This window comes from Siphonobacter sp. SORGH_AS_0500 (assembly GCF_002838835.1).
Taxonomy (GTDB): domain Bacteria; phylum Bacteroidota; class Bacteroidia; order Cytophagales; family Spirosomataceae; genus Siphonobacter.
In genome coordinates this window covers 115,346-134,128 of the sequence record NZ_NHPP01000013.1, presented here as the reverse complement: position 1 = coordinate 134,128, position 18,783 = coordinate 115,346, and the positions used below count along the sequence as shown (strand labels likewise).

At 44.0% G+C, this 18,783-nt stretch carries 22 protein-coding genes; 8 read left to right on the top strand and 14 right to left on the bottom strand.

Translation table 11 applies throughout. The features are described from left to right. Nucleotides 1-411: 411 nt before the first annotated feature. The 5 genes from BWI96_RS15810 to BWI96_RS15790 form a co-directional block, all read right to left on the bottom strand. A complete protein-coding gene (locus BWI96_RS15810; protein WP_106637515.1) occupies nucleotides 412-1,347 on the bottom strand; it encodes a ring-cleaving dioxygenase in 936 nt (311 codons plus the stop codon). A 417-nt stretch (nucleotides 1,348-1,764) separates the two neighbouring features. Then, entirely contained in the window at nucleotides 1,765-3,015 is a 1,251-nt protein-coding gene (locus BWI96_RS15805; RefSeq protein ID WP_106637514.1) for a sulfate adenylyltransferase subunit 1, read from the bottom strand. Between the two features lie 99 nt (nucleotides 3,016-3,114). Next, entirely contained in the window at nucleotides 3,115-3,963 is an 849-nt protein-coding gene (cysD, locus tag BWI96_RS15800) for a sulfate adenylyltransferase subunit CysD (RefSeq protein WP_232793762.1), read from the bottom strand. A 154-nt stretch (nucleotides 3,964-4,117) separates the two neighbouring features. Further along, nucleotides 4,118-4,843 (bottom strand): phosphoadenylyl-sulfate reductase, encoded by a 726-nt coding sequence (locus BWI96_RS15795; protein ID WP_369804190.1) that lies wholly within the window; start codon nucleotides 4,841-4,843, stop codon nucleotides 4,118-4,120. A gap of 330 nt (nucleotides 4,844-5,173) precedes the next feature. After that, nucleotides 5,174-5,374, bottom strand: coding sequence for a hypothetical protein (locus BWI96_RS15790; RefSeq protein ID WP_106637512.1), 201 nt, complete (start codon nucleotides 5,372-5,374; stop codon nucleotides 5,174-5,176). Nucleotides 5,375-5,525: 151 nt separating this feature from the next. Here BWI96_RS15790 and BWI96_RS15785 point away from each other — a divergent pair, with 151 nt between their 5' ends. The 3 genes from BWI96_RS15785 (at nucleotide 5,526) to BWI96_RS15775 (ending at nucleotide 7,103) form a co-directional block, all read left to right on the top strand. Continuing rightward, nucleotides 5,526-6,020 carry a hypothetical protein gene (locus BWI96_RS15785; protein WP_106637511.1) on the top strand — a complete coding sequence of 165 codons (495 nt, stop codon included), beginning with the start codon at nucleotides 5,526-5,528 and terminating at the stop codon, nucleotides 6,018-6,020. Between the two features lie 45 nt (nucleotides 6,021-6,065). Next, nucleotides 6,066-6,530 (top strand): PA2169 family four-helix-bundle protein, encoded by a 465-nt coding sequence (locus tag BWI96_RS15780; protein WP_106637510.1) that lies wholly within the window; start codon nucleotides 6,066-6,068, stop codon nucleotides 6,528-6,530. A gap of 126 nt (nucleotides 6,531-6,656) precedes the next feature. Next, nucleotides 6,657-7,103, top strand: a complete 447-nt coding sequence (locus BWI96_RS15775; RefSeq protein ID WP_106637509.1) for a hypothetical protein — start codon at nucleotides 6,657-6,659, stop codon at nucleotides 7,101-7,103. Nucleotides 7,104-7,247: 144 nt separating this feature from the next. Here BWI96_RS15775 and BWI96_RS15770 read toward each other — a convergent pair whose 3' ends face one another. From BWI96_RS15770 to BWI96_RS15755, 4 genes are all read right to left on the bottom strand, one after another. Next, on the bottom strand, nucleotides 7,248-7,463 hold the full coding sequence (locus BWI96_RS15770) for a hypothetical protein (RefSeq protein ID WP_106637508.1): 216 nt from the start codon (nucleotides 7,461-7,463) through the stop codon (nucleotides 7,248-7,250). A 156-nt stretch (nucleotides 7,464-7,619) separates the two neighbouring features. Continuing rightward, complete coding sequence (locus tag BWI96_RS15765) at nucleotides 7,620-8,456, bottom strand: hypothetical protein (RefSeq protein WP_106637507.1); 837 nt, start codon at nucleotides 8,454-8,456, stop codon at nucleotides 7,620-7,622. 71 nt (nucleotides 8,457-8,527) lie between these two features. Further along, on the bottom strand, nucleotides 8,528-8,785 hold the full coding sequence (locus BWI96_RS15760; RefSeq protein WP_157830391.1) for a hypothetical protein: 258 nt from the start codon (nucleotides 8,783-8,785) through the stop codon (nucleotides 8,528-8,530). A gap of 50 nt (nucleotides 8,786-8,835) precedes the next feature. Beyond that, on the bottom strand, nucleotides 8,836-9,042 hold the full coding sequence (locus BWI96_RS15755; protein ID WP_106637505.1) for a hypothetical protein: 207 nt from the start codon (nucleotides 9,040-9,042) through the stop codon (nucleotides 8,836-8,838). Between the two features lie 255 nt (nucleotides 9,043-9,297). Between BWI96_RS15755 and BWI96_RS15750 the strand changes: the two genes are divergently transcribed. Both BWI96_RS15750 and BWI96_RS15745 read left to right on the top strand, forming a co-directional pair. Next, the gene (locus BWI96_RS15750) at nucleotides 9,298-9,486 is read left to right on the top strand and encodes a hypothetical protein (RefSeq protein WP_106637504.1); all 189 of its coding nucleotides are present in this window, start codon (nucleotides 9,298-9,300) and stop codon (nucleotides 9,484-9,486) included. A 19-nt stretch (nucleotides 9,487-9,505) separates the two neighbouring features. Further along, nucleotides 9,506-10,318: an SDR family oxidoreductase gene (locus tag BWI96_RS15745; RefSeq protein ID WP_106637503.1), complete on the top strand. Its 813-nt coding sequence runs from the start codon at nucleotides 9,506-9,508 to the stop codon at nucleotides 10,316-10,318. A 64-nt stretch (nucleotides 10,319-10,382) separates the two neighbouring features. Here BWI96_RS15745 and BWI96_RS15740 read toward each other — a convergent pair whose 3' ends face one another. From BWI96_RS15740 to mutY, 4 genes are all read right to left on the bottom strand, one after another. Next, complete coding sequence (locus BWI96_RS15740; protein WP_106637502.1) at nucleotides 10,383-10,772, bottom strand: Dabb family protein; 390 nt, start codon at nucleotides 10,770-10,772, stop codon at nucleotides 10,383-10,385. A 54-nt stretch (nucleotides 10,773-10,826) separates the two neighbouring features. Further along, nucleotides 10,827-12,242 carry a gliding motility-associated protein GldE gene (gene gldE / locus BWI96_RS15735; RefSeq protein WP_369804189.1) on the bottom strand — a complete coding sequence of 472 codons (1,416 nt, stop codon included), beginning with the start codon at nucleotides 12,240-12,242 and terminating at the stop codon, nucleotides 10,827-10,829. Nucleotides 12,243-12,326: 84 nt separating this feature from the next. Then, nucleotides 12,327-12,815 (bottom strand): single-stranded DNA-binding protein, encoded by a 489-nt coding sequence (locus BWI96_RS15730; protein WP_106637501.1) that lies wholly within the window; start codon nucleotides 12,813-12,815, stop codon nucleotides 12,327-12,329. Between the two features lie 82 nt (nucleotides 12,816-12,897). Then, a complete protein-coding gene (gene mutY / locus BWI96_RS15725) occupies nucleotides 12,898-13,962 on the bottom strand; it encodes an A/G-specific adenine glycosylase (protein ID WP_106637500.1) in 1,065 nt (354 codons plus the stop codon). A gap of 301 nt (nucleotides 13,963-14,263) precedes the next feature. On the opposite strand from mutY, the gene BWI96_RS15720 reads away from it, so the two are divergent. The 3 genes from BWI96_RS15720 to BWI96_RS15710 all read left to right on the top strand — a co-directional run bounded on the left by BWI96_RS15720 (nucleotide 14,264) and on the right by BWI96_RS15710 (nucleotide 17,543). Further along, the gene (locus BWI96_RS15720) at nucleotides 14,264-14,563 is read left to right on the top strand and encodes an HU family DNA-binding protein (protein ID WP_094810619.1); all 300 of its coding nucleotides are present in this window, start codon (nucleotides 14,264-14,266) and stop codon (nucleotides 14,561-14,563) included. A 183-nt stretch (nucleotides 14,564-14,746) separates the two neighbouring features. Beyond that, nucleotides 14,747-15,595, top strand: a complete 849-nt coding sequence (locus tag BWI96_RS15715; protein ID WP_106637499.1) for a lipopolysaccharide assembly protein LapB — start codon at nucleotides 14,747-14,749, stop codon at nucleotides 15,593-15,595. A 391-nt stretch (nucleotides 15,596-15,986) separates the two neighbouring features. Beyond that, nucleotides 15,987-17,543 carry an Rne/Rng family ribonuclease gene (locus BWI96_RS15710; protein WP_106637498.1) on the top strand — a complete coding sequence of 519 codons (1,557 nt, stop codon included), beginning with the start codon at nucleotides 15,987-15,989 and terminating at the stop codon, nucleotides 17,541-17,543. 48 nt (nucleotides 17,544-17,591) lie between these two features. Here BWI96_RS15710 and BWI96_RS15705 read toward each other — a convergent pair whose 3' ends face one another. Further along, the gene (locus BWI96_RS15705; RefSeq protein WP_157830390.1) at nucleotides 17,592-18,611 is read right to left on the bottom strand and encodes a J domain-containing protein; all 1,020 of its coding nucleotides are present in this window, start codon (nucleotides 18,609-18,611) and stop codon (nucleotides 17,592-17,594) included. Nucleotides 18,612-18,783 lie beyond the last annotated feature (172 nt).

The window sequence follows — 18,783 nt, the reverse complement described above, 5'->3', positions numbered from 1 at the left end:
TTAAACTCCCTCGCAATCCACTCTAAATCAAGAAGTTAAACCCAAGCACCGCTCCCGATTTATCTCCTTCCCCGTCGTTTGGGAGTGCAAAGATGCACCGCCTACACCCCTCTTGTCAAGCCCTTACCCAAAATAATTTATTAACTACCCACTAAGACGCTGACAATGAACACACTAAACAGCAAAACTTTTTTATACCCTCTTGCCTATCCCCACCCAACCCTTAAAACCTTTCCCCCTCCCCACGAGTTGTCTCCTTCTGGCCCTTTCCGCAACTTCCCCTCTACCTTATTCCGATTATTCCTTATATATCTTTACTTTATTCGGAGTTATTGCGTATTAACCTTATATATCTAACAGAAAATAGGTTCTGGAGTATGCTCCAGAACCTATGGGTACTTCTTCTTTATATTATAACTTCACTAGCACTGATTCGATTTCAGAACGGTGAGGTTCGTACTGGGGAGGTAATTTCAGGCTTTGACCTAAGGTTTCCAGAGGTTCATCGACTGTGAAGCCTGGATTGTCCGTTGCAATTTCAAACAACACCCCTCCTGGTTCGCGGAAATACAGGCTGTGAAAGTATTGCCGATCAATCTGAGGAGTAATATTTAAACCTCTGCTTTCGATTTTCTCTCTTAAAGCCATTTGAGCAGCGTCGTCTTTTACCCGGAAAGCTACATGGTGTACACTTCCCCCCGCTACATGGCCTCGACGTTCACCAGGAACTTCTACCAAATCAATCACACTGGCTGTCTCGCTGTTGGGATTTACAAAGCGGTAGCGGTTCACATGTTCCATTTCCAGTTTGTAGTCCAGCAAATCGGTTAAGATTTCAGCGGTTGCCTGAATAGAGTTCAGCGTTAACGTTACTCCAGAGAATCCTTTGATACCGTGTTCGGCCTTAATGTCCTCAGTGGTGTTGGCTTCGCGGTTATCCTTTTGAGAGGTTACCGTTAATTCCAGTTTTAATCCATCAGGATCTAATACGGTCAAATATTCTTCTCCAAACTTGGTTGCTGGCTTATTATAGATGATTCCATGTTGGTCGAGACGTTTCAGCCAGAAGTCTAAGCTTCCTTCAGGAACCGAAAATCCGACTTCCGTTGCCTGCCCCGTCCCCCTTCTTCCTTGAGGTACAGCTTTACCCCAGGGGAAGAAGGTCCAGATCGTTCCGGGTTCAGCCTGGTAATTTCCATAATAGAAGTGGTAGGTTTGCGGATCGTCGAAGTTTACGGTCTTCTTTACAAACCGCATTCCCAGTACTTTGGTATAAAAATCATAATTCCGTTTTGCGTCTCCTGCAATTGCCGTAACGTGATGCAGTCCTATTACTTGCGTTTCCATATCGATTTATGTTTGAGTACTATCAAATTGATGATACAAATGTCATGCATAGAGACGATTGGAAGAATGGCGAAATCACGGAAAGCCTTGTCGAAATCGTGGATGGGTTAGAAAACTGCATAAAAAAGCCCGAAACCAGCAGTTTCGGGCTTTTTCCTTATTCACTAAACACTTTCATTTAATCATCATTTTATTACTCCCTGATCACTTCCCCTGTCCGTTCGACGTTGAGAGAGAGCTTACTTAGGCAAAAGACGAAACTTGAATAATCCAAGCAGTGCCCCATTAAGAATATTTTCTCAGTCTTCCTTAGTAAGGTTCTTCGCCCCGCTCTGAATGACAAAAGAGCGTTTTGAGTAATTGAATGACCGATTTATGTAACCAAACAAGAGATTAGATTCCCAAATAGGCATTTAGTTAATTCATAAATCCGACGCCAACCGTTGCGTGCGAGAATTCATCAATTAATATAAAGGCTCCGTTGGAGGGATTTTCCTGATAGGTGTCGGCAAAAATGGGTTTGGCCACCTTCAAGCGGATTCCACCGATTTCATTCAACTTTAGCTGAGCCGGGTTCTCGCTTTTTTCCAACGTTTGAACATTAATGAGTTCTTCCAAAGCCAGCACTTTTGCTTTTGTGTCATTAATACCATGCTGGAGCAATAAGGTTTTACCCGGTGTTAAGGCCTGGTAATCCAGCCAGCAAACCTGAGCGGAAATCTCCCGCAGTTGCGTAGGCTCTTCACCCGCCTTTACTAACATGTTACCCCGTGATACGTCTACGTCTGTTTCCAGACTGATTACTACCGATTCGCGGGCGTGAGCGTGCTGCAAGGATTGGTCAAATTTCTCAATGGATGAGATCTTAGAGCGTTGCCCCGTGGGTAATACCACGATTTCATCTCCTACGCTAAAGGTTCCACTGGCTACTCGTCCGGCGTATCCGCGATAATCGTGATACTCTTCCGTTTTAGGGCGAACGACGTACTGAACAGGGAATCGAGCTGCATGGCTGGAGTCTGTCTTTACCTGATCATCGAATTTTTCCAGTGTCTCTAATAAAGAAACTCCCAAATACCAGCTTATCTCGTCAGACTTTTTGGTAATGTTTACCCCATATAAAGAAGAGATGGGTACAAACTCGATTTCCTGACCTGAAAATTGCACTTTCGCCGCAATGTCCTGAAACTCCTGTTTGATTTGCTGGAAACGTTCTTCACTGTATCCTACCAAATCCATTTTGTTCACGCAGACGATTACCTTAGGAATCCGTAACATAGACGAAATGAAAAAATGGCGGAAGGTTTGCTCTACTACGCCGTGCCGGGCATCGACCAAAATCAGCGATACTTTCGCATTTGAAGCACCTGTTACCATGTTACGGGTATACTCAAAGTGACCCGGCGTATCGGCGATGATGTACTTGCGAGTAGGCGTGCTGAAGTAGATATGAGCTACGTCGATGGTAATCCCCTGCTCACGTTCGGCAATCAGACCGTCGGTTAATAAGGATAAATCCAGGAAATCCAGTCCTTTGCGTTTACTGGCGGCTTCGAGTGCTTCCAGTTTATCGCGGGTGATGGATTGCGTTTCGTATAATAAGCGGCCAATCAATGTGCTTTTGCCATCATCAACCGAGCCCGCAGTAGCTATTCGTAAAATGTCCATAGGAAGGATTAAGAATTGCAGGAGTCAACTTTCCCGCCAGATTCGGCATTCTCAGTTTAGCTGAAAATGCAACCATATCTTATTATATATAGGAAGGGATTAAAAATAGCCCTGCTGTTTACGTTTCTCCATCGCCGCTTCCGAACGTTTATCGTCCATCCGGGCTCCGCGTTCCGAAATTTCTGCGGAAAGAATTTCTCCGATGATGTCATCTAATTCCGTTGCTTCAGAAAGAACAGCTGCCGTACAGGTCATATCGCCTACCGTGCGGAAACGGACGGTGGCTTCGTAAGGAATTTCATCCGTATCCTTATTAATGAATTCTGAATCGGCCCATAACATGCCATCGCGTTCGAAAACGGGACGTTGGTGCGAGAAGTAAATGGAAGGTAATGGAATCCCTTCTTCCTTAATATAATTCCAAACGTCTAATTCCGTCCAATTGGAAATAGGGAATACGCGAACGTTTTCACCTACTGAAATCCGGCCATTGAGCATATCGAATAATTCGGGACGCTGACGTTTGGCATCCCATTGGCCGAAATCGTCACGAACACTGAAAATCCGTTCTTTCGCCCGAGCCTTTTCTTCGTCCCGGCGTGCTCCACCGATGCAGGCATCAAACTTGAATTCTTCGATGGCATCCAGCAACGTTACTGTCTGAAGAGCATTCCGGGAAGCATACTTACCCGTTTCTTCCTGTACTTTACCCTGATTAATGGAGTCCTGAACGTAACGAACGATCAGCTCGGCTCCTACCTCCTTAACCAGCCAATCGCGGTAAGCAATGGTTTCGGGAAAGTTATGACCTGTATCCACGTGCACTAAAGGAAAAGGAATTTTGCCGGGGTAAAAGGCTTTTTGAGCCAGACGAACCAAGGTAATAGAATCTTTACCACCCGAGAAAAGAATGGCGGGACGCTCAAATTGGGCGGCCACTTCCCGCATGATGTAAATGGCCTCGTCTTCAAGCTCACGGGGGAAAATCGGATTTTCGAGAGCCGAAGCCGGAATCAGTGACTTATCTCCAAAAGAACTCATTAGGGTATAATTTCAGATTAAACAGATCCCGTAAGATCCATCATTATATTAAGTAAGCGGCTTACGCCGAATGCAATCCACACTCTTTTTTAGACTCTTCCCACCACCAGCGACCGGCACGGGGATGTTCGCCGGGTTCGATAGCCCGCGTGCAGCAGGCACAACCGATACTAATGAAGCCCTGACGGTGCAAAGGTTTATCGGGAACCCGGTATTTCTCCAAATACGCTAATACTTCATCGTAAGTCCAGTGAATCAGCGGATTATACTTTATTAACTGATTTCCTTTGTCCCATTCCAGAATAGGCATGTCAGCCCGGTTTTCGGATTGCTCGGCCCGTAAACCCGTAATCCAGATTTCGGCACCAGCCAAAGCCCGTTTCAGGGGTTCAATTTTACGAATGAAACAGCATTCCTTCCGATTTTCAACGGAGTAATAAAAGCTGTTAAAGCCTTTTTCCTGCACTAACGCCTCTACCCGTTGTGTATTGGGAAAGTAGGTTTCGATGGAATGATTGTATTTGGCCCGCGTCGCATCGAGCAAATCGTAGGTCTGCTGAAATAAACGACCCGTATCGAGCGTGAAAACTCGTACGGGCAAGTTATTACGATAGATAAAATCCGTAATCACCTGATCTTCCTGACCTAGTGAGGTAGAAAAAACTACTTTACCGGGAAACTGCCGGGTAAGGAGTTCGATGGCTTCAGCCGGATTAAGGGCTTCCAGCTGGGGGGTTAACTCCTGAATTAACGCTTCATTGTTCATACCGTCCACTAATTTTTCCATCCCTTCGTATTGCTCATTATTTATTCTATCCGACAAAATTAGACAATGTCTATAAATCAGATAGAATAAATAAATAATTTCTCTGTATTTGAGTTCATTTTCAAGGTCTTATCAAATTCATGAATTTACTTAAAGATGACATAACTTATTAGTTCACAGACTATTATCTGTAAAATCAAGGAAAAATATTTCTTAAACTTGTTTACGACTCTTCGTTTGAAAAATTCCCACTAAGAGAAATAGATAATTAGACTTTTCTTAGAAAGCAAAACAGACCCGCCCAAGGGGACGAGTCTGTTTTATAAGAGGTTACCAGCGATCTATTCTTAATCAGCTTCCTACGAATTTTTCAGCTTCACGGGCTTTTTCTTCTTCCTGTTCGGCTAGCTCCTGAAATTCCGAGTCGTTTTCTCTTTTTTCTTTAAACTGATCCTTTTCCTGAGCATTATTCGTGTCAGGTTCTTTCTTTTCTACTTCTTCCAGAAATTTTTCAACCGTGGGTTCTGGTGTTTGAGATGTTTGATTTTCCATAGTTTCCAAGGGTTTTGAGCGATTAATAAAAGAATAATACCTCCATTTATGCCTTGCAGTAACCCGGAGTTACTTTTCCCCATTTTGGGAATTCCTGCAATGGCATATCCTTTTCGCTAGTTGATCACGTCACTAAATATACCTCTTATCCATGGAAACGCAACAACTCACTCGTCCACTACCCGGAGAAAAATCCTCTGGTATTCATACGGATACACCCTCTGAAACCGCACAGGAACTGGAACTAGAAAAGTCAATGGAAGAAAACGAAGGCGATCTAGGTTTGGGAGATGAATCTTCGTATCCACAGGAAACCCGTAAGGAAGAAGATGCCGCTACTCGTCCTAATGCTATTTTTCCAGGATCAGTACCGGAAGTACCTGCCACACCTGAGCTGCCTGAAATTGATCCGGTAACGCCTGATATTCCAGGAACTTTTCCTGACCAGCCCCACGCCCCAGAGGAAATTCCTGATTCGGTTCCCGAAGCTCCCGTAGAGACGCCACCACTGACCGACGTTCCAGAGGTGACTCCCGATGAAATTGGCGAAACGCCCGAAGGCCTTCCTGCTCAGGAAGATGTAATGCCTGTTCCCACGGCTATTTCGGAAGCCGATCAGCAGAACCGAATTCACTCGGCATTTTAATAATGTATATCACTCCATTTCTTCAACTCTAATCTTATCTAATCAATGGCAACGGAAGTAGAAAAATTAATCGACGATTTAGACAATCTGGTTAAGATCAACAATGATCGAACGCATGGGTATCAACTAGCATCTCAGGATATTGAAGATCTGGATTTGAAAAGCCTCTTTTCCACCTTTGTTAAAGAGAGTGAATCATTTGCTGATCAGTTAGGCGAAATTGTTAAGCATTATGGCCAGACTCCTTCAGATTCAGGTACTACGGCAGGAAAACTGCATCAGACCTGGCTTGACCTCAAAGCGAAAATAGTAGGGAAAGATCGGGAAAGCATCCTAAGCTCCTGCCAGACGGGGGATAAAACTGCTATTGAAGCTTATGAAACTGTACTGGATCACGAAAAGGTGAAAGCCCTTCCTGAAGTATACGCTTTGCTGTCTAGCCACCGGGAAGTTATCCAACAGGATTTACTGCTCATTGAATCCCTACAACAAATGCACAGTAACTCATAGGAAATGCTCCGCTTGGAACGATATTAGTGACCATAAGCATTGAAAATCTATAGCGTCTTTCGTATATACGTTTAGGTTATCGAAATATCCATCCCGTTTTTTAATGCTTATAAATCGTTCCTTTTTATGGAAAGATCTGAAAACCACCGCCTAAACGATTTGCTTAATGCAATTATCAACGCTCACGAAGGCCGTAGTCGCGTTTATCAGTTACTTGCTTTACGTGTAAATTGCCTTTTGGTGAAGCCTTTTTTAATGAGAGGAATCACTAGCAGTAATCTTTGTAAAACACAATTAGTGAATCAACTGTGGAATTTTGGGGGAAGAATGTCCTATGATGTGGCATCAACGCCAGAATGGTATTCCTCAGATGATCATGAGTCATACGAAAAAGATTTAAGAGCTAAGGTAGATAGTAACTTACTGACTCTTTATAAAAACGCTTTACGCGAAGATATGTCTGATAGCCTCAGACACTTACTTACCAGCCAGGTTAGTCTGCTGAAGGCGTTTATCAAACGATTAGAAGAGTTAGAACCTGAAACGGTTAATCATTATCTGATGAGTGCTTAAGGTTTAGCTTTATAAAAAGAAGGGGCTCCTGAACTGATTCAGGAGTCCCTTCTTTTTATAAAAAAATCTTTAATTAATACTATTTTTGTTTTTCTCCTTTGGCTATAAAAAAAGGATATGATCATTGGTCATACCCTAGTTAATTTATTGCGTTCTTAACGTATCGCTTTCTGTTACATAAGCACTATCGCCTGCCGTAACAGCTCCGGCTCCTTTCGGTGAATCTGGTTTATTACCCGTGAGTAAACTTCCGAAGATGGCCCACAAAATAAACGCTACAAATACTGCACCTATAAATAAGAGCAATTTACGGATATTAGGATTCTCGTTTTGTGGGGTATTTAAAGGTTGGTTAGCCATAGTATTAAAGTCGTTAGATTGAATTATTGGTATGAATTACTCCATAAAATTGTCATGCCTGTTTCGTTAATAACTATCTTAACTCACTCACATATAATAAATTAACACAAAAAAAGGACTTCACGAATGAAGTCCTTTTTTCGCTGCTGCTGTAGACTATTTTCCTCGGTCTAAAAGATCATTAGCTTCATCAATTTTCTTATCTACATCGCTCAGGAATCGGTTACTTTCGCGTTTCGCTTTTCTCCAGTCCCGACCACTTGATTGGTTAACATCGTAATACACCTGGAATAACTGCATCCGTTTTTCTTCTAACTCGGTTTTCAGTTCTTCGCGTTTGCGGCGTTCTTTACGGCTTTCACCCTTTTGTTTTTCGTCGAGCCATCCGATTCTTTCATTCACATCTTCAATCTGCTCGCGAATTCTTTCGGATAAGTCTTGTTTGTCTAGCTCTTCTCTGGATAAATTTCTGCGACTGTAGTTATCTTCATCGCGGTAACGATCTTCGTTACGGTTGCTTCTGTAATAATAGCGATCCCGGTCCTCATCCCGACGGCTGTCCCGGCGTTCGTCTTCGTAACGATCCCGGCGTTCATCCCGATCGTCATTTCGGCGATCATCTCGGTCATCCCGACGATTATCTCTTACTTCTTCATCCCGGTACCGATCGCTGCGAATTTCTCTTTCGTCGTTACGGCTGCTGTCACGATCATCGGATCGACGGCTGTCGCGATCGTCTGCTCGCATGTCCTCCCGAAAATCCCGGGCTTCTTCCCGGCGTTCCTCGCGGGCTTCCTGACGTTCTTCGCGTTCTTTCCGCTCCTGACGCTCTTCTTTCCTGTCCTCGCGTCTATCGTCCCGGTTACGGTCTGAGTTTGCATACCTAGACGAGTTACTGCGTTTTAGACTACTAGAGAAGTTATCTACGCCTGCACAAGAGCTTAAGAATAATCCACTAGCTAAGGCTCCAATTAAAATAAGTTGACGTTTCATGGCTGTTAATTCTTTTCCCTGGATAAAGGCTTAATGATTAATTTGATAAATTATGATACAGATCAGTACTATTAGAAATTATAACGAATCCCTGCATTTAACTGTGGGCTGAAGTGCAGAAAGGCGGGTAATAACTCTGCGTATAATCCTCCCTCAAAAAAGATAGAATAAGGGGTTTGTTTGGGAAGAATCTCAAGACCGATGTTAGCCGTAGGCCCAATACCAACGTTTTTGACGTAAGCATTGCTAGCAGCAAACTCGCTGGGATAATAGCGACGCGAAGTTACCTGAGCTCCGACACCCCCATAGAGCGAGAGTCGATCATTCATAATGGGAGCGTACCAGAGATAAGATGCGTTGATAGCAAAGCCCACGCCTTTCAATTTTCCCTGTCGGTAATCCGTAGTACCACCCAGCAGACCGCCATAGGTCCTACGGTCAAATCAAAGGCGTTTCGATCGCCATATTTACGTAAGTTCAAACCCGTAGGTTGACCTACTTTCACTCCAACTGCCCAATCTCTGAGCTGAGCATGAGCCATAGAACTACAGGCAATCAGGAATAATGAAATTACAATTTTTTTCATAACGATAGCGGAATTATTCAACCATGTCGGTTAGGATAATAAGCTTTATTACTTAAACAAGCGAGTCTAAACTAATAGTTTATTATCAATGTATTGTTCAAATGCTGTGCCAATAAGATTATCAATCAGAAAGTCAGATATCTATAGAAAAAAATACTATTTGGGTAATTTAATACACAGTATTTTCCTTTATATTACCCTTCCTGAATAGGCATAATCCTTTCTTTTTGTGAGTCATCATATAATAGGATAGCCATGAAAACTGATGAACTACTTCACACGCTCTCTCCCACTACGCGGGAACGTGCGTTATTGATTGCCAAACGATTAATGAACAATGGGATTCGTAATCATGGCGAAGCTTTAAAGATTGCCATTGAGATGGCCCGCCGCTGGGCTTGGCGGAATGCGGCAACGAAATCTATGACTACTCTTGAAGCATAACCCTGTCTATTCACAACGCATGACCTCACAACAAAGACTTGCCAATTCGGTGGCCATTATTACGGGCTCCAGTTCAGGAATTGGAAAAGCTATCGCCATAGAAATGGCCCGCGAAGGGGCCTCCGTAGTTATTAACTACCACAAAAGTTCGGAAGGAGCCGACGAGGCTCTGGAACAAATCAAGGGCTTCGGCGGAACAGGCATCACGGTTAAAGCCGATGTCAGCAAAGAAGATGACGTAAAAGCTCTTTTTGCTCAAACTATAGAAGCGTTCGGAAGACTGGATATTCTGGTTAATAATACGGGCCGTCAGATGGATGCCCCGTTTCTGGAAATGACTCTGGAACAATGGGATGGTGTAATTTCAACTAATCTGACGAGTCAGTTCCTTTGTTCACGCGAGGCTGCTCATCAATTCATAAAGCAGGCTAAAGATCAAAAAGAAGAAGATCTATCAATTGGAAAAATCATTTGCATGAGTTCCGTTCATGACATGATTCCCTGGGCGGGCCATGTCAATTACGCAGCCTCTAAAGGCGGTGTACTGATGTTTATGAAATCTATTGCTCAGGAACTGGCTCCGTTGAAGATTCGGGTGAATGCCATCAGTCCGGGAGCTATTAAAACGCCGATTAATAAAGAGGTCTGGAGTGACCCGGAAAAGTTACCTGGCCTGCTGGACCTTATTCCTTACAAACGCATTGGAAAACCCGAAGACGTAGCCAAAGCTACCATCTGGTTAGCTTCCGATGAATCGGATTACGTAACGGGCGAAACTTTATACATTGATGGTGGAATGATGCTGTATCCAGAATTCGCCGATAATGGTTAATGAACCATCCGAACAAGAAGAAGGGGTTATGAAACGTGTTTCATAACCCCTTCTCCTTACCTGCTTAAATCTGAGTGGAATCGTAAACGACTACCTTACTCCACAAATGGTTGTTCTTATCGATAAAGGCCTTGTGCTCGGGATGAACAAGATAGGTTTGTTCGTCCTTTGCTGACGCAAAAACCAGCATTACCGAGAAAGAATACGTCCCGTCGGTAACAGACTTATCAAATTCAGTCACTACGGGCTTACCAATGTGAGCGTGCTGAATGACTGATAATTTCCCCAGAGTTTTCAGAGCATTTAGCATCTGGTCATAGTCAGCCTTGTTATCAGGGTTTTTCAACCAGAAAAAAACGTGGTGTACGAATGTTAGTTTTTCGCGGGCTTCGGGCATTACGCCCGCACCAGCCGCAGCTACAGAAGCATTTTTCACAAATGATCGGCGATCCATGATTTGAGGTTATAATTGAAAGTAAAATAGACGCTTGGCGATAGTCCTTCACCCTTATTCTGCTTTGGTAACTTCTGCCCCGGGACGAAGGACCGAAACCCGGACTTTTTTGATTCGTTTCTGATCAGCAGCCAGAACCCGGAAGGTGAAATACTGATGCATTACCTCTTCGTTTACTTTGGGTAAGCGGCCAAAAAGTTCAAGTAACAAACCTCCCAGTGACTCACTATCGCCGCGGACGGTATCAAATATTTCCGAATCCATCGATAGTACTTTGGTTACGTCGTTAAGTGAAGTCTTTCCTTCAAAAACGTAAGTATTATCATCGATTTTAGTGTACTGAATTTCCTCTTCGTCGTATTCGTCCCGAATATCCCCTACGATTTCCTCAATGATGTCCTCCAGCGTAATCAGTCCCTCGGTTTCTCCGTACTCATTAACGATAATGGCTACGTGCACCCTTTTTTCCTGAAAATCATGTAACAAATCGTCAATTTTTTTGCTTTCGGGAATGAAGTAAACGGGGCGTAGTGTTTCCTGCCAGTTGAACGATTCGTCCTGATCAATGTAGGGTAGTAAATCCTTGATATAGAGAATCCCCTCAATTTTATCGATGGATCCTCGGTAAACCGGTACTCGTGAATAGCCCGACTTATTAATCTTATCCATTAACTCGTGGAAATCCAGCTCAATGTCAAAAGCGGTAATGTCCATCCTTGAACGCATAATCTGCCGGGCCGAGATGCTGCTGAAATTCACGATTCCCCGAAGAATTTCCTTTTGTTCCAGCGACGTATCCTTCCCCGTCGTAATTTCTAACGCGTGGCTTAGTTCTTCCGCCGTAATGGTGTATCCTTTCCTTTGAACCCTTTTCTCGATCATATTCGAAATACTCATCAGAGGAATCGAGATGGGCTTAAAAATAACCTGAGCCGCTTCTATAACCGGAGCCGTTATTTTTAGAAACTTAATGGGGTTTTGATTAGCCCATACTTTAGGGATCAATTCTCCGAAAAATACAATCAGGAAAGTAACCCCTACGGTCTGAATCAGGATACTAACCCAGGCTTCTACTCCTTCGCCCAGAGCTTCTTTGGTAGCTACTGCCGTTAGGGTTACCAGCGTAATATCCAGTAAGTTTTTAAAAATCAGGATGGTAGCCAGAAGTAACTGCGGATGGTCGAGCAGTTTAGCAATGCGTCGCTCGGAAGCGTGGTCACTATCGCGGATGTCATTGCGAGCATCGAGCGAAAGAGAGAAAAAACCTACTTCAGAGCCGGAAGCCAGGGCTGAGGCGGCTAGTAACAGAATTAGGATAAGTCCGTTACTGATGTAGAATCCGGCACCTACCGCGTTGGCGAGAGGTGCCCAAAGAGGGAATGGGTCTAGGATATCGCCTAGAACAGGTTCAGTGAGCAAATGTGGCTCCAAAATGGAAAGCGTTTGGTCTAACGTAAGCCAAGATAACAAAAAAGTATCCGTTAACCCCGGCTGAATTGCAAAACAATCAGGATTAACGGATATGTGCTAATTATTTTTTATGCTTTTCTCAAATTAGAAGGGTAAATCATCCTCTTCGCCCGAAGAGCTACTAAAGGTAGTTGGGGCCGCATTTGAAGTCGGCATCGCGGTAGGTTGTGAAGCCGAAGTTGCTTGTTGAGGAGCTGACATAGAGGAAGATACAGGAGCAAAACCACCTTCGTCAGAGCGATTATTATTGAGCAACTGTAAATCAAGCACCCGAAGACGCAAAGCCGAACGCTGATTACCGTCTTTATCGGTATATTCCTCCATCCGTAAACGTCCTTCCAGATATACCTGATCCCCTTTTTTCAAATACTGAGAAGCTACATCACTCAGACGATCCCAGGCTTCGGCACGAAACCAGGTCGTCAGGTCCACTTTCTCCCCGTTTTTCGTATTATATGACTCTGAAGTAGCTACGGGAAAATCCGTAACCTTCGCTCCGCTGGGAAGCGTACGACTCTCTGGATCACGGCCTAAATTTCCGATTAATGTTACTTTATTGAATGTACGTGCCATATTGATTATCAACAGATTGAATATAAATTTACGAAATTCAAGCTTCAAATCAAAGAGAATTTCCAATAACTTACCTTACCGCTCAATCAGTATTTGTACTCGCTAACTTGTTTAAATAATTAACGACTAAGACTGGTTTGGGTAACTTTTCAATTTCGTCCAGCTCATGAAATTGCAAGGATGCCGGAAAGTTACTTTCCGAAGTGGTTTCCAGGTGCCAGAACTTAGCCTGAATCCGCTGATGGGAAAGCACATGAGTATACACCGGCGATTCGCTTTTGATCGTTAACTGCGAAGCTACTGCCTCAAGCGGCGGATGTTCGCTCAACGTATCCCAGTCCAGCAGTCGGTCGTCTTCCACCAGCCAGAAATCGAACATGGACATCCAGACATCTTTGGGTGGCCTTTCCCGCATGGCAAACCGGCCTTCGTGTTCAATAACGATGTAATGAAAGTAACGCTCCCGCACTTTTGTTTTCTTCGACTTCACGGGCAGTTGAGCCTGCCGCCCGGTATTGCTGGCTTCGCAAACGGTATTAAACGGACAGAACATACACTGCGGCGAAACGGGCACACACTGCGTCGCTCCGAAATCCATAATGGCCTGGTTGAAGCGGGCGGGCTGAGATGGATCAATCAGTTGATTAGCCAGAGCCGTAAACTCTGCCTTGGCCGCATGACTGGCGATGTCGGTTTCAATTCCAAAAATGCGGGCAAGCACGCGGTACACGTTTCCATCCAAAACGGCCACAGATTCATTAAAAGCGAACGAAGCGATCGCGGCGGCGGTGTACGGTCCGATGCCCTTGAGTTTTAGTAACTCCTGGTAGGTACCGGGAAATTCACCGCCGTATTCTTCCACGATAATCTGAGCAGTGCGGTGCAGGTTTCGGGCCCGGGAATAATACCCCAATCCCTGCCAGAGTCGTAATACTTCGCGTTCGTCGGCCTGAGCCAGATCTTTAACGGTTGGAAACGCTTCGACGAATTTATAGTAATAAGGCATGCCCTGCACTACGCGGGTTTGCTGAAGAATGATCTCCGAAAGCCAGATGTAATACGGATTGGTGGTATGTCGCCAGGGTAGATCCCGTCCGTGACGATCATACCAGGCTAGTAATTGAGGAGCAAAAAAATCGTTGGTCATTTCATGGCTTAAAATACGGAAAAGTAAAAGAACCAGACCAAAGGTTTTGCCACGTCAGAGTGTCAGTATGGGTTAGAAAAAGCCTAAAACAGCCTATAAAGCCCCGGTCTTTTTATTTAGTTTTTAGCATAAATTACCTTCTAAAAACCTTACTATTAGGTATTTATAAAAAAAATATCGAGGACTTTTCTGAGGAATTGTTTTGCAAATGAATTCAAACCCGTACTTTTGTGCCTCTAAAATTTTGAGCCTTAGGCACTTTCTCAATAAAATAATTAATAAACCTTTAAAGTTTACCCCAGTGACCAAAGCAGACGTTATCGCAAAAATCGCCGAAAAGACCGGCATTGACAAAGCTGATGTAGCTCAAAGTCTGGAGACATTCTTCGGCGTAGTGAAAGAGGCTCTCGTGGATGGCGAGCCGGTATACGTTCGCGGTTTCGGCAGCTTCGTAAACAAAAAACGAGCTAAAAAAGTAGCACGGAACATCTCTAAGAATACAACGATGGAGATCCCTGAGCACTACATTCCTAGCTTCAAACCAGCGAAGGAATTCACAGAATCAGTAAAGACTTCTGAAAAAGCTAGCCAAGCTGTTTAATCAGTTCGGTTAGAGAACAGGCAGGGTAGGAAGAAAATAGCTGTCCTCTTCTACTTTCTTTCTGCCCTTTTTGTTCACAAGTGTATTCAAGTAATGAATTGATTTGCTTTGGTAGTTGTTGAATTTGTGACTTTCTATCCGAATGGATTCTAACGGTCCCAAATTTTAGTAAACATTACTCCTGTGAAAAAATCATTTATCGCCCTTATTGTTGTTGCAGCGGCTTCGATCGGCGGTCTTTATAGTCTGCCCAAGATTGCTGTGAAGGATGATAAACGTGCTGCCGCAGAAACGAAAGTACCAACGCAGTCAGAAGCAGCTTCAAAACCTGCCTCTTCAGCTCCGGCAGCTGAAACTCATCTGCAACCCGTTTCAACCGAACAAAGACAGGCTTTGGATAAAGCTCGTCAGACGTTTGAAACAACCAGCAAACCCACGGACGAACGCATTCGGGCCGCTGAGCAATTGGTGGAACTCTTTACTAAAGTTACCCGGTTTGATAGTGCAGCGTATTTCGCCGGAGAAATTGCTGGATTACAACCTTCTATCGACCACTTTTTAAAAGCGGGCGATCGGTATTACGAAGCCTTTACGTTTGCCCTTGATTCTGACAAAGCGGCAACTCTAGGCCAACAAACGCGTGATTGGTACCAAAAAGCATTAGATAAGAACCCTAATCTGATGCAGGCCAAAGCCAACATGGCTATGACTTATGTTTCTACGGCGAATCCTATGCAGGGTATCGCCATGCTGCGTGAGGTCTTAGAACAGGATCCTGACTTTGAACCTGCCTTATTTAACCTGGGTATTTTGTCGATGCGTTCCAACCAGTATGAAAAAGCGGTTGGACGTTTTGAACGAATCCTGCGGACTCACCCCAACAGTACTCGCTCGATGTTTTATTTAGGCATCTGCTACGCTGAAACGGGCCAAAAAGAAAAAGCCAAGTCTCTTCTTGAAGAGGTGCGGAAGAAAGAAACTGATCCCTCCATTCTGGCGGGAGTCCAGGAATACCTGGAACAGTTAAAATAATTTTTTAACGTCGTTGACGGTTGTCGGTTCGTTCTGAATAGATCTACTGTTCGGGCAACGGTAACTACCAACATTAAACTCATTACAATTATGCCTTGCGGAAAAAAACGTAAACGCCACAAAATTGCTACCCACAAACGCAAAAAGCGTCTCAGAAAGAACAGACACAAGAAGAAATAACATTGAGTGAAAGGTGAAGAGTGAAAAGTGGTTTTTCACTTTTCACTTTTTAGCTTTTCATTTTTCACTCTCTGGGCTGGCTCGATGGAGTTACAGCCTTTTTGTGTATCCACCCATTCCTGTTCTATCGGAATAACAGATTCAGCCCTACCGATTTTCGAGGAGGTATGATGCTGTATTCTATTATTCCTTAACCCTCTGAGCATCACCTGTGAGCAATGAATTAATTATCAATTCGACTCCCAAAGGTGATAGAATCGCTCTTTTGCAGGACAAAAGAATCGTTGAATATCACTTTGAAGAGTCTGAAGAGCACTTCTCTGTGGGCGATATCTACCTGGGCACCGTTAAAAAACTGGTTACCGGGCTCAATGCCGCTTTCATAGATATTGGGTATGAGAAAGACGCCTTCCTTCATTACCTTGACTTAGGCCATAATATCAACTCCTTGAATAAGTTCACCAAGGACGTTATTGCCAAACGAGTTAGCGACGGAATGTTAAATGGCTTTGAAATGGAGCCGGAAATAGATAAGCATGGAAAGATTGACAAGGTCTTAGCTAAAAATGCTCCTATTCTGGTTCAGGTTGTCAAAGAACCCATCTCAACCAAAGGTCCTCGACTTTCCTGCGATATTTCGATTGCAGGCCGCTTTTTAGTGCTAGTGCCTTTTGGCCATTCGATTAATATCTCTAAAAAAATCACCAGCAAACAGGAACGGCAACGTCTCCACCGGCTGGTACAGGGCATTAAGCCTCCCAATTTTGGAGTAATTATCCGAACCGTAGCCGAAGGAAAAGAATCCGAAGAGATTGAACTGGACCTCCGAAGCTTGCTAGCCAAGTGGGAAGCCGGAATGAAAGCTCTTCGTGATGCCAAACCCCGGGATAAAGTCATTGGTGAAATGAGCCGGGCCACGTCGATCATGCGGGATATGTTGAATGATAACTTCGACAGTATTACGCTTGATAATAAAGAAATGTACGAAGAGGTACGTTCGTATGTCACTCAGATTGCCCCCGAAAAACAGAACATTGTTAAATTCCATCAGGGAAAAAACAAGGTGTTTGAACACTTCGGGATTGAGAAGCAATTAAAAATGCTTTTTGGCCGTTCCGTCAGTTTACCCGGCGGCGGTTATCTGATCATCGATCATACGGAAGCCTTACACGTCATTGATGTAAACTCCGGTAATAAATCCAATCAGGAAGAAAGCCAGGAGGACACTGCCGTCAATGTTAACATGGAGGCAGCGAAAGAAATTGCCCGTCAGTTGCGGCTTCGGGATATGGGTGGTATCATCGTCATTGATTTCATTGACATGAAAAAGCCCGAAAATAAGAAGCAGATTTATGATGTGATGCGGGAAGAAATGAAGCTCGATCGTTCGAAATTCACCATTCTGCCACTTACTAAATTTGGTCTTATGCAAATTACCCGTCAGCGGGTAAGGCCTGAGCTTAACATCCAGACCCAGGAGGTTTGTCCAACCTGCGGCGGAACGGGAAAGATTACAGCGAGCATCGCAGTTTCGGATATTGTGGAACAGAATCTGGACTACGTGCTGAGCAAGCAGAATGAAAAAGGGCTGCGAATTATGCTTCACCCCTATCTGTATTCATTCTTCATGAGCGGTTTTCCGTCTCGCCGAATGAAGTGGTGGCTGAAGTACCGCACCTGGGTTAATTTGGTTCAGGACAGCTCGCTGGGTGTAACCGAATTCCACTTTTATAATAAATCCGGGGAACCCATTGAGGTTCACGGATAGTAAATACGAAGAAAACGGGCCGAATCAGTTGATTCCGGCCCGTTTTCTTTAGTAATAGTTACGAATAAAGTCTTTCAGATTTTCATAGTTCCGATTGCGATTGACCTCATCTTTCAATTGCTTAATAGTTGCTTTTAGCTTTCTGATTTCCTGGGCAAACTTGACATCCATCTGCTGGGGTTCGGCTACGAAGCGAGCGTGAAAATCATTCTTTCTTAAGTCATTCAACTGACTTTGTAGCTGATCTGCCTGTTTCTTTAATGCCTGATTATAGCTGATCATTTCTGGCATATCCGCCAATTCCTGGGCTTCGGAATGTTCACTTTGCAGTTTCAATAAGGCAAACCAGTTCCCCTGCTGATACGCTTCTGTTACCTGCTGCATTAGCTTTGTTTTATACGCCCGCCGGGCTTCGTCCCGCTCCCGATCCGGGTGAAAAAGTTTAGCTAAAGCCATATAAAGCTTCCGTAACGGCACCATTGCTACGGGTACGGATTCTGGATTACTAACTGCCTTTTTCTGTTTTTTCTTCTCTTTTTTTTCTGCCCGCTTCTGCCGTTTTTCGTCCTGACGGGCCTGCTGCTTTCCAATTTCTTCGGCCACATAAGCCCGAAGTTCTTCTTCCGAGTTAATGGGAATGCCTTCAAAACTGATTCCAAATTGTTCTGAAAATAGTTCTTTTAACTCCACCAGACGGTCTTTCTCGGAAACGTTCTTCTGCCCCGTATGCTCGTTATAGATGGCCCGCAGATCTTCCCGACCAAACCTTCGAATCAATACTTCTGATTCCTGGATAATGAATTCCTTCAAAGCCACTTTTTCAGCTTTACGAAACGCTTTGCAATGATACGCATCATTAAATCCATGTACCCGTAACACGTGAATTTCGATTACCTCCTGTTCCAAAGGTAAGATATCATTCATTACCCGCTCCCGGGCCATGGCTTCCCAGGCTTCCTGATTTTGTAGGTCTTCCCGCAGTTTTTCAATGCGTTGCAGTTGCTTCTGAAATGTTTCCTGAGCCTCAGACAGGGCTTTTCCTTCCGGCGTATGTATGAGCTTTTCCACCAATCAATTCGAATTATTCTGCGAAGTAAAAAGATAATCTTTCAATCCATCTAAAAGGAATATACCGCAGAGTCGCCAAATATTATTTCCTCTGGCCTTTACCTTTCTGTTTAATTGATAGAATCGTTCCTTTTTATGATACAAATGAAGACCCAGGCAAGAGCCTCTATTT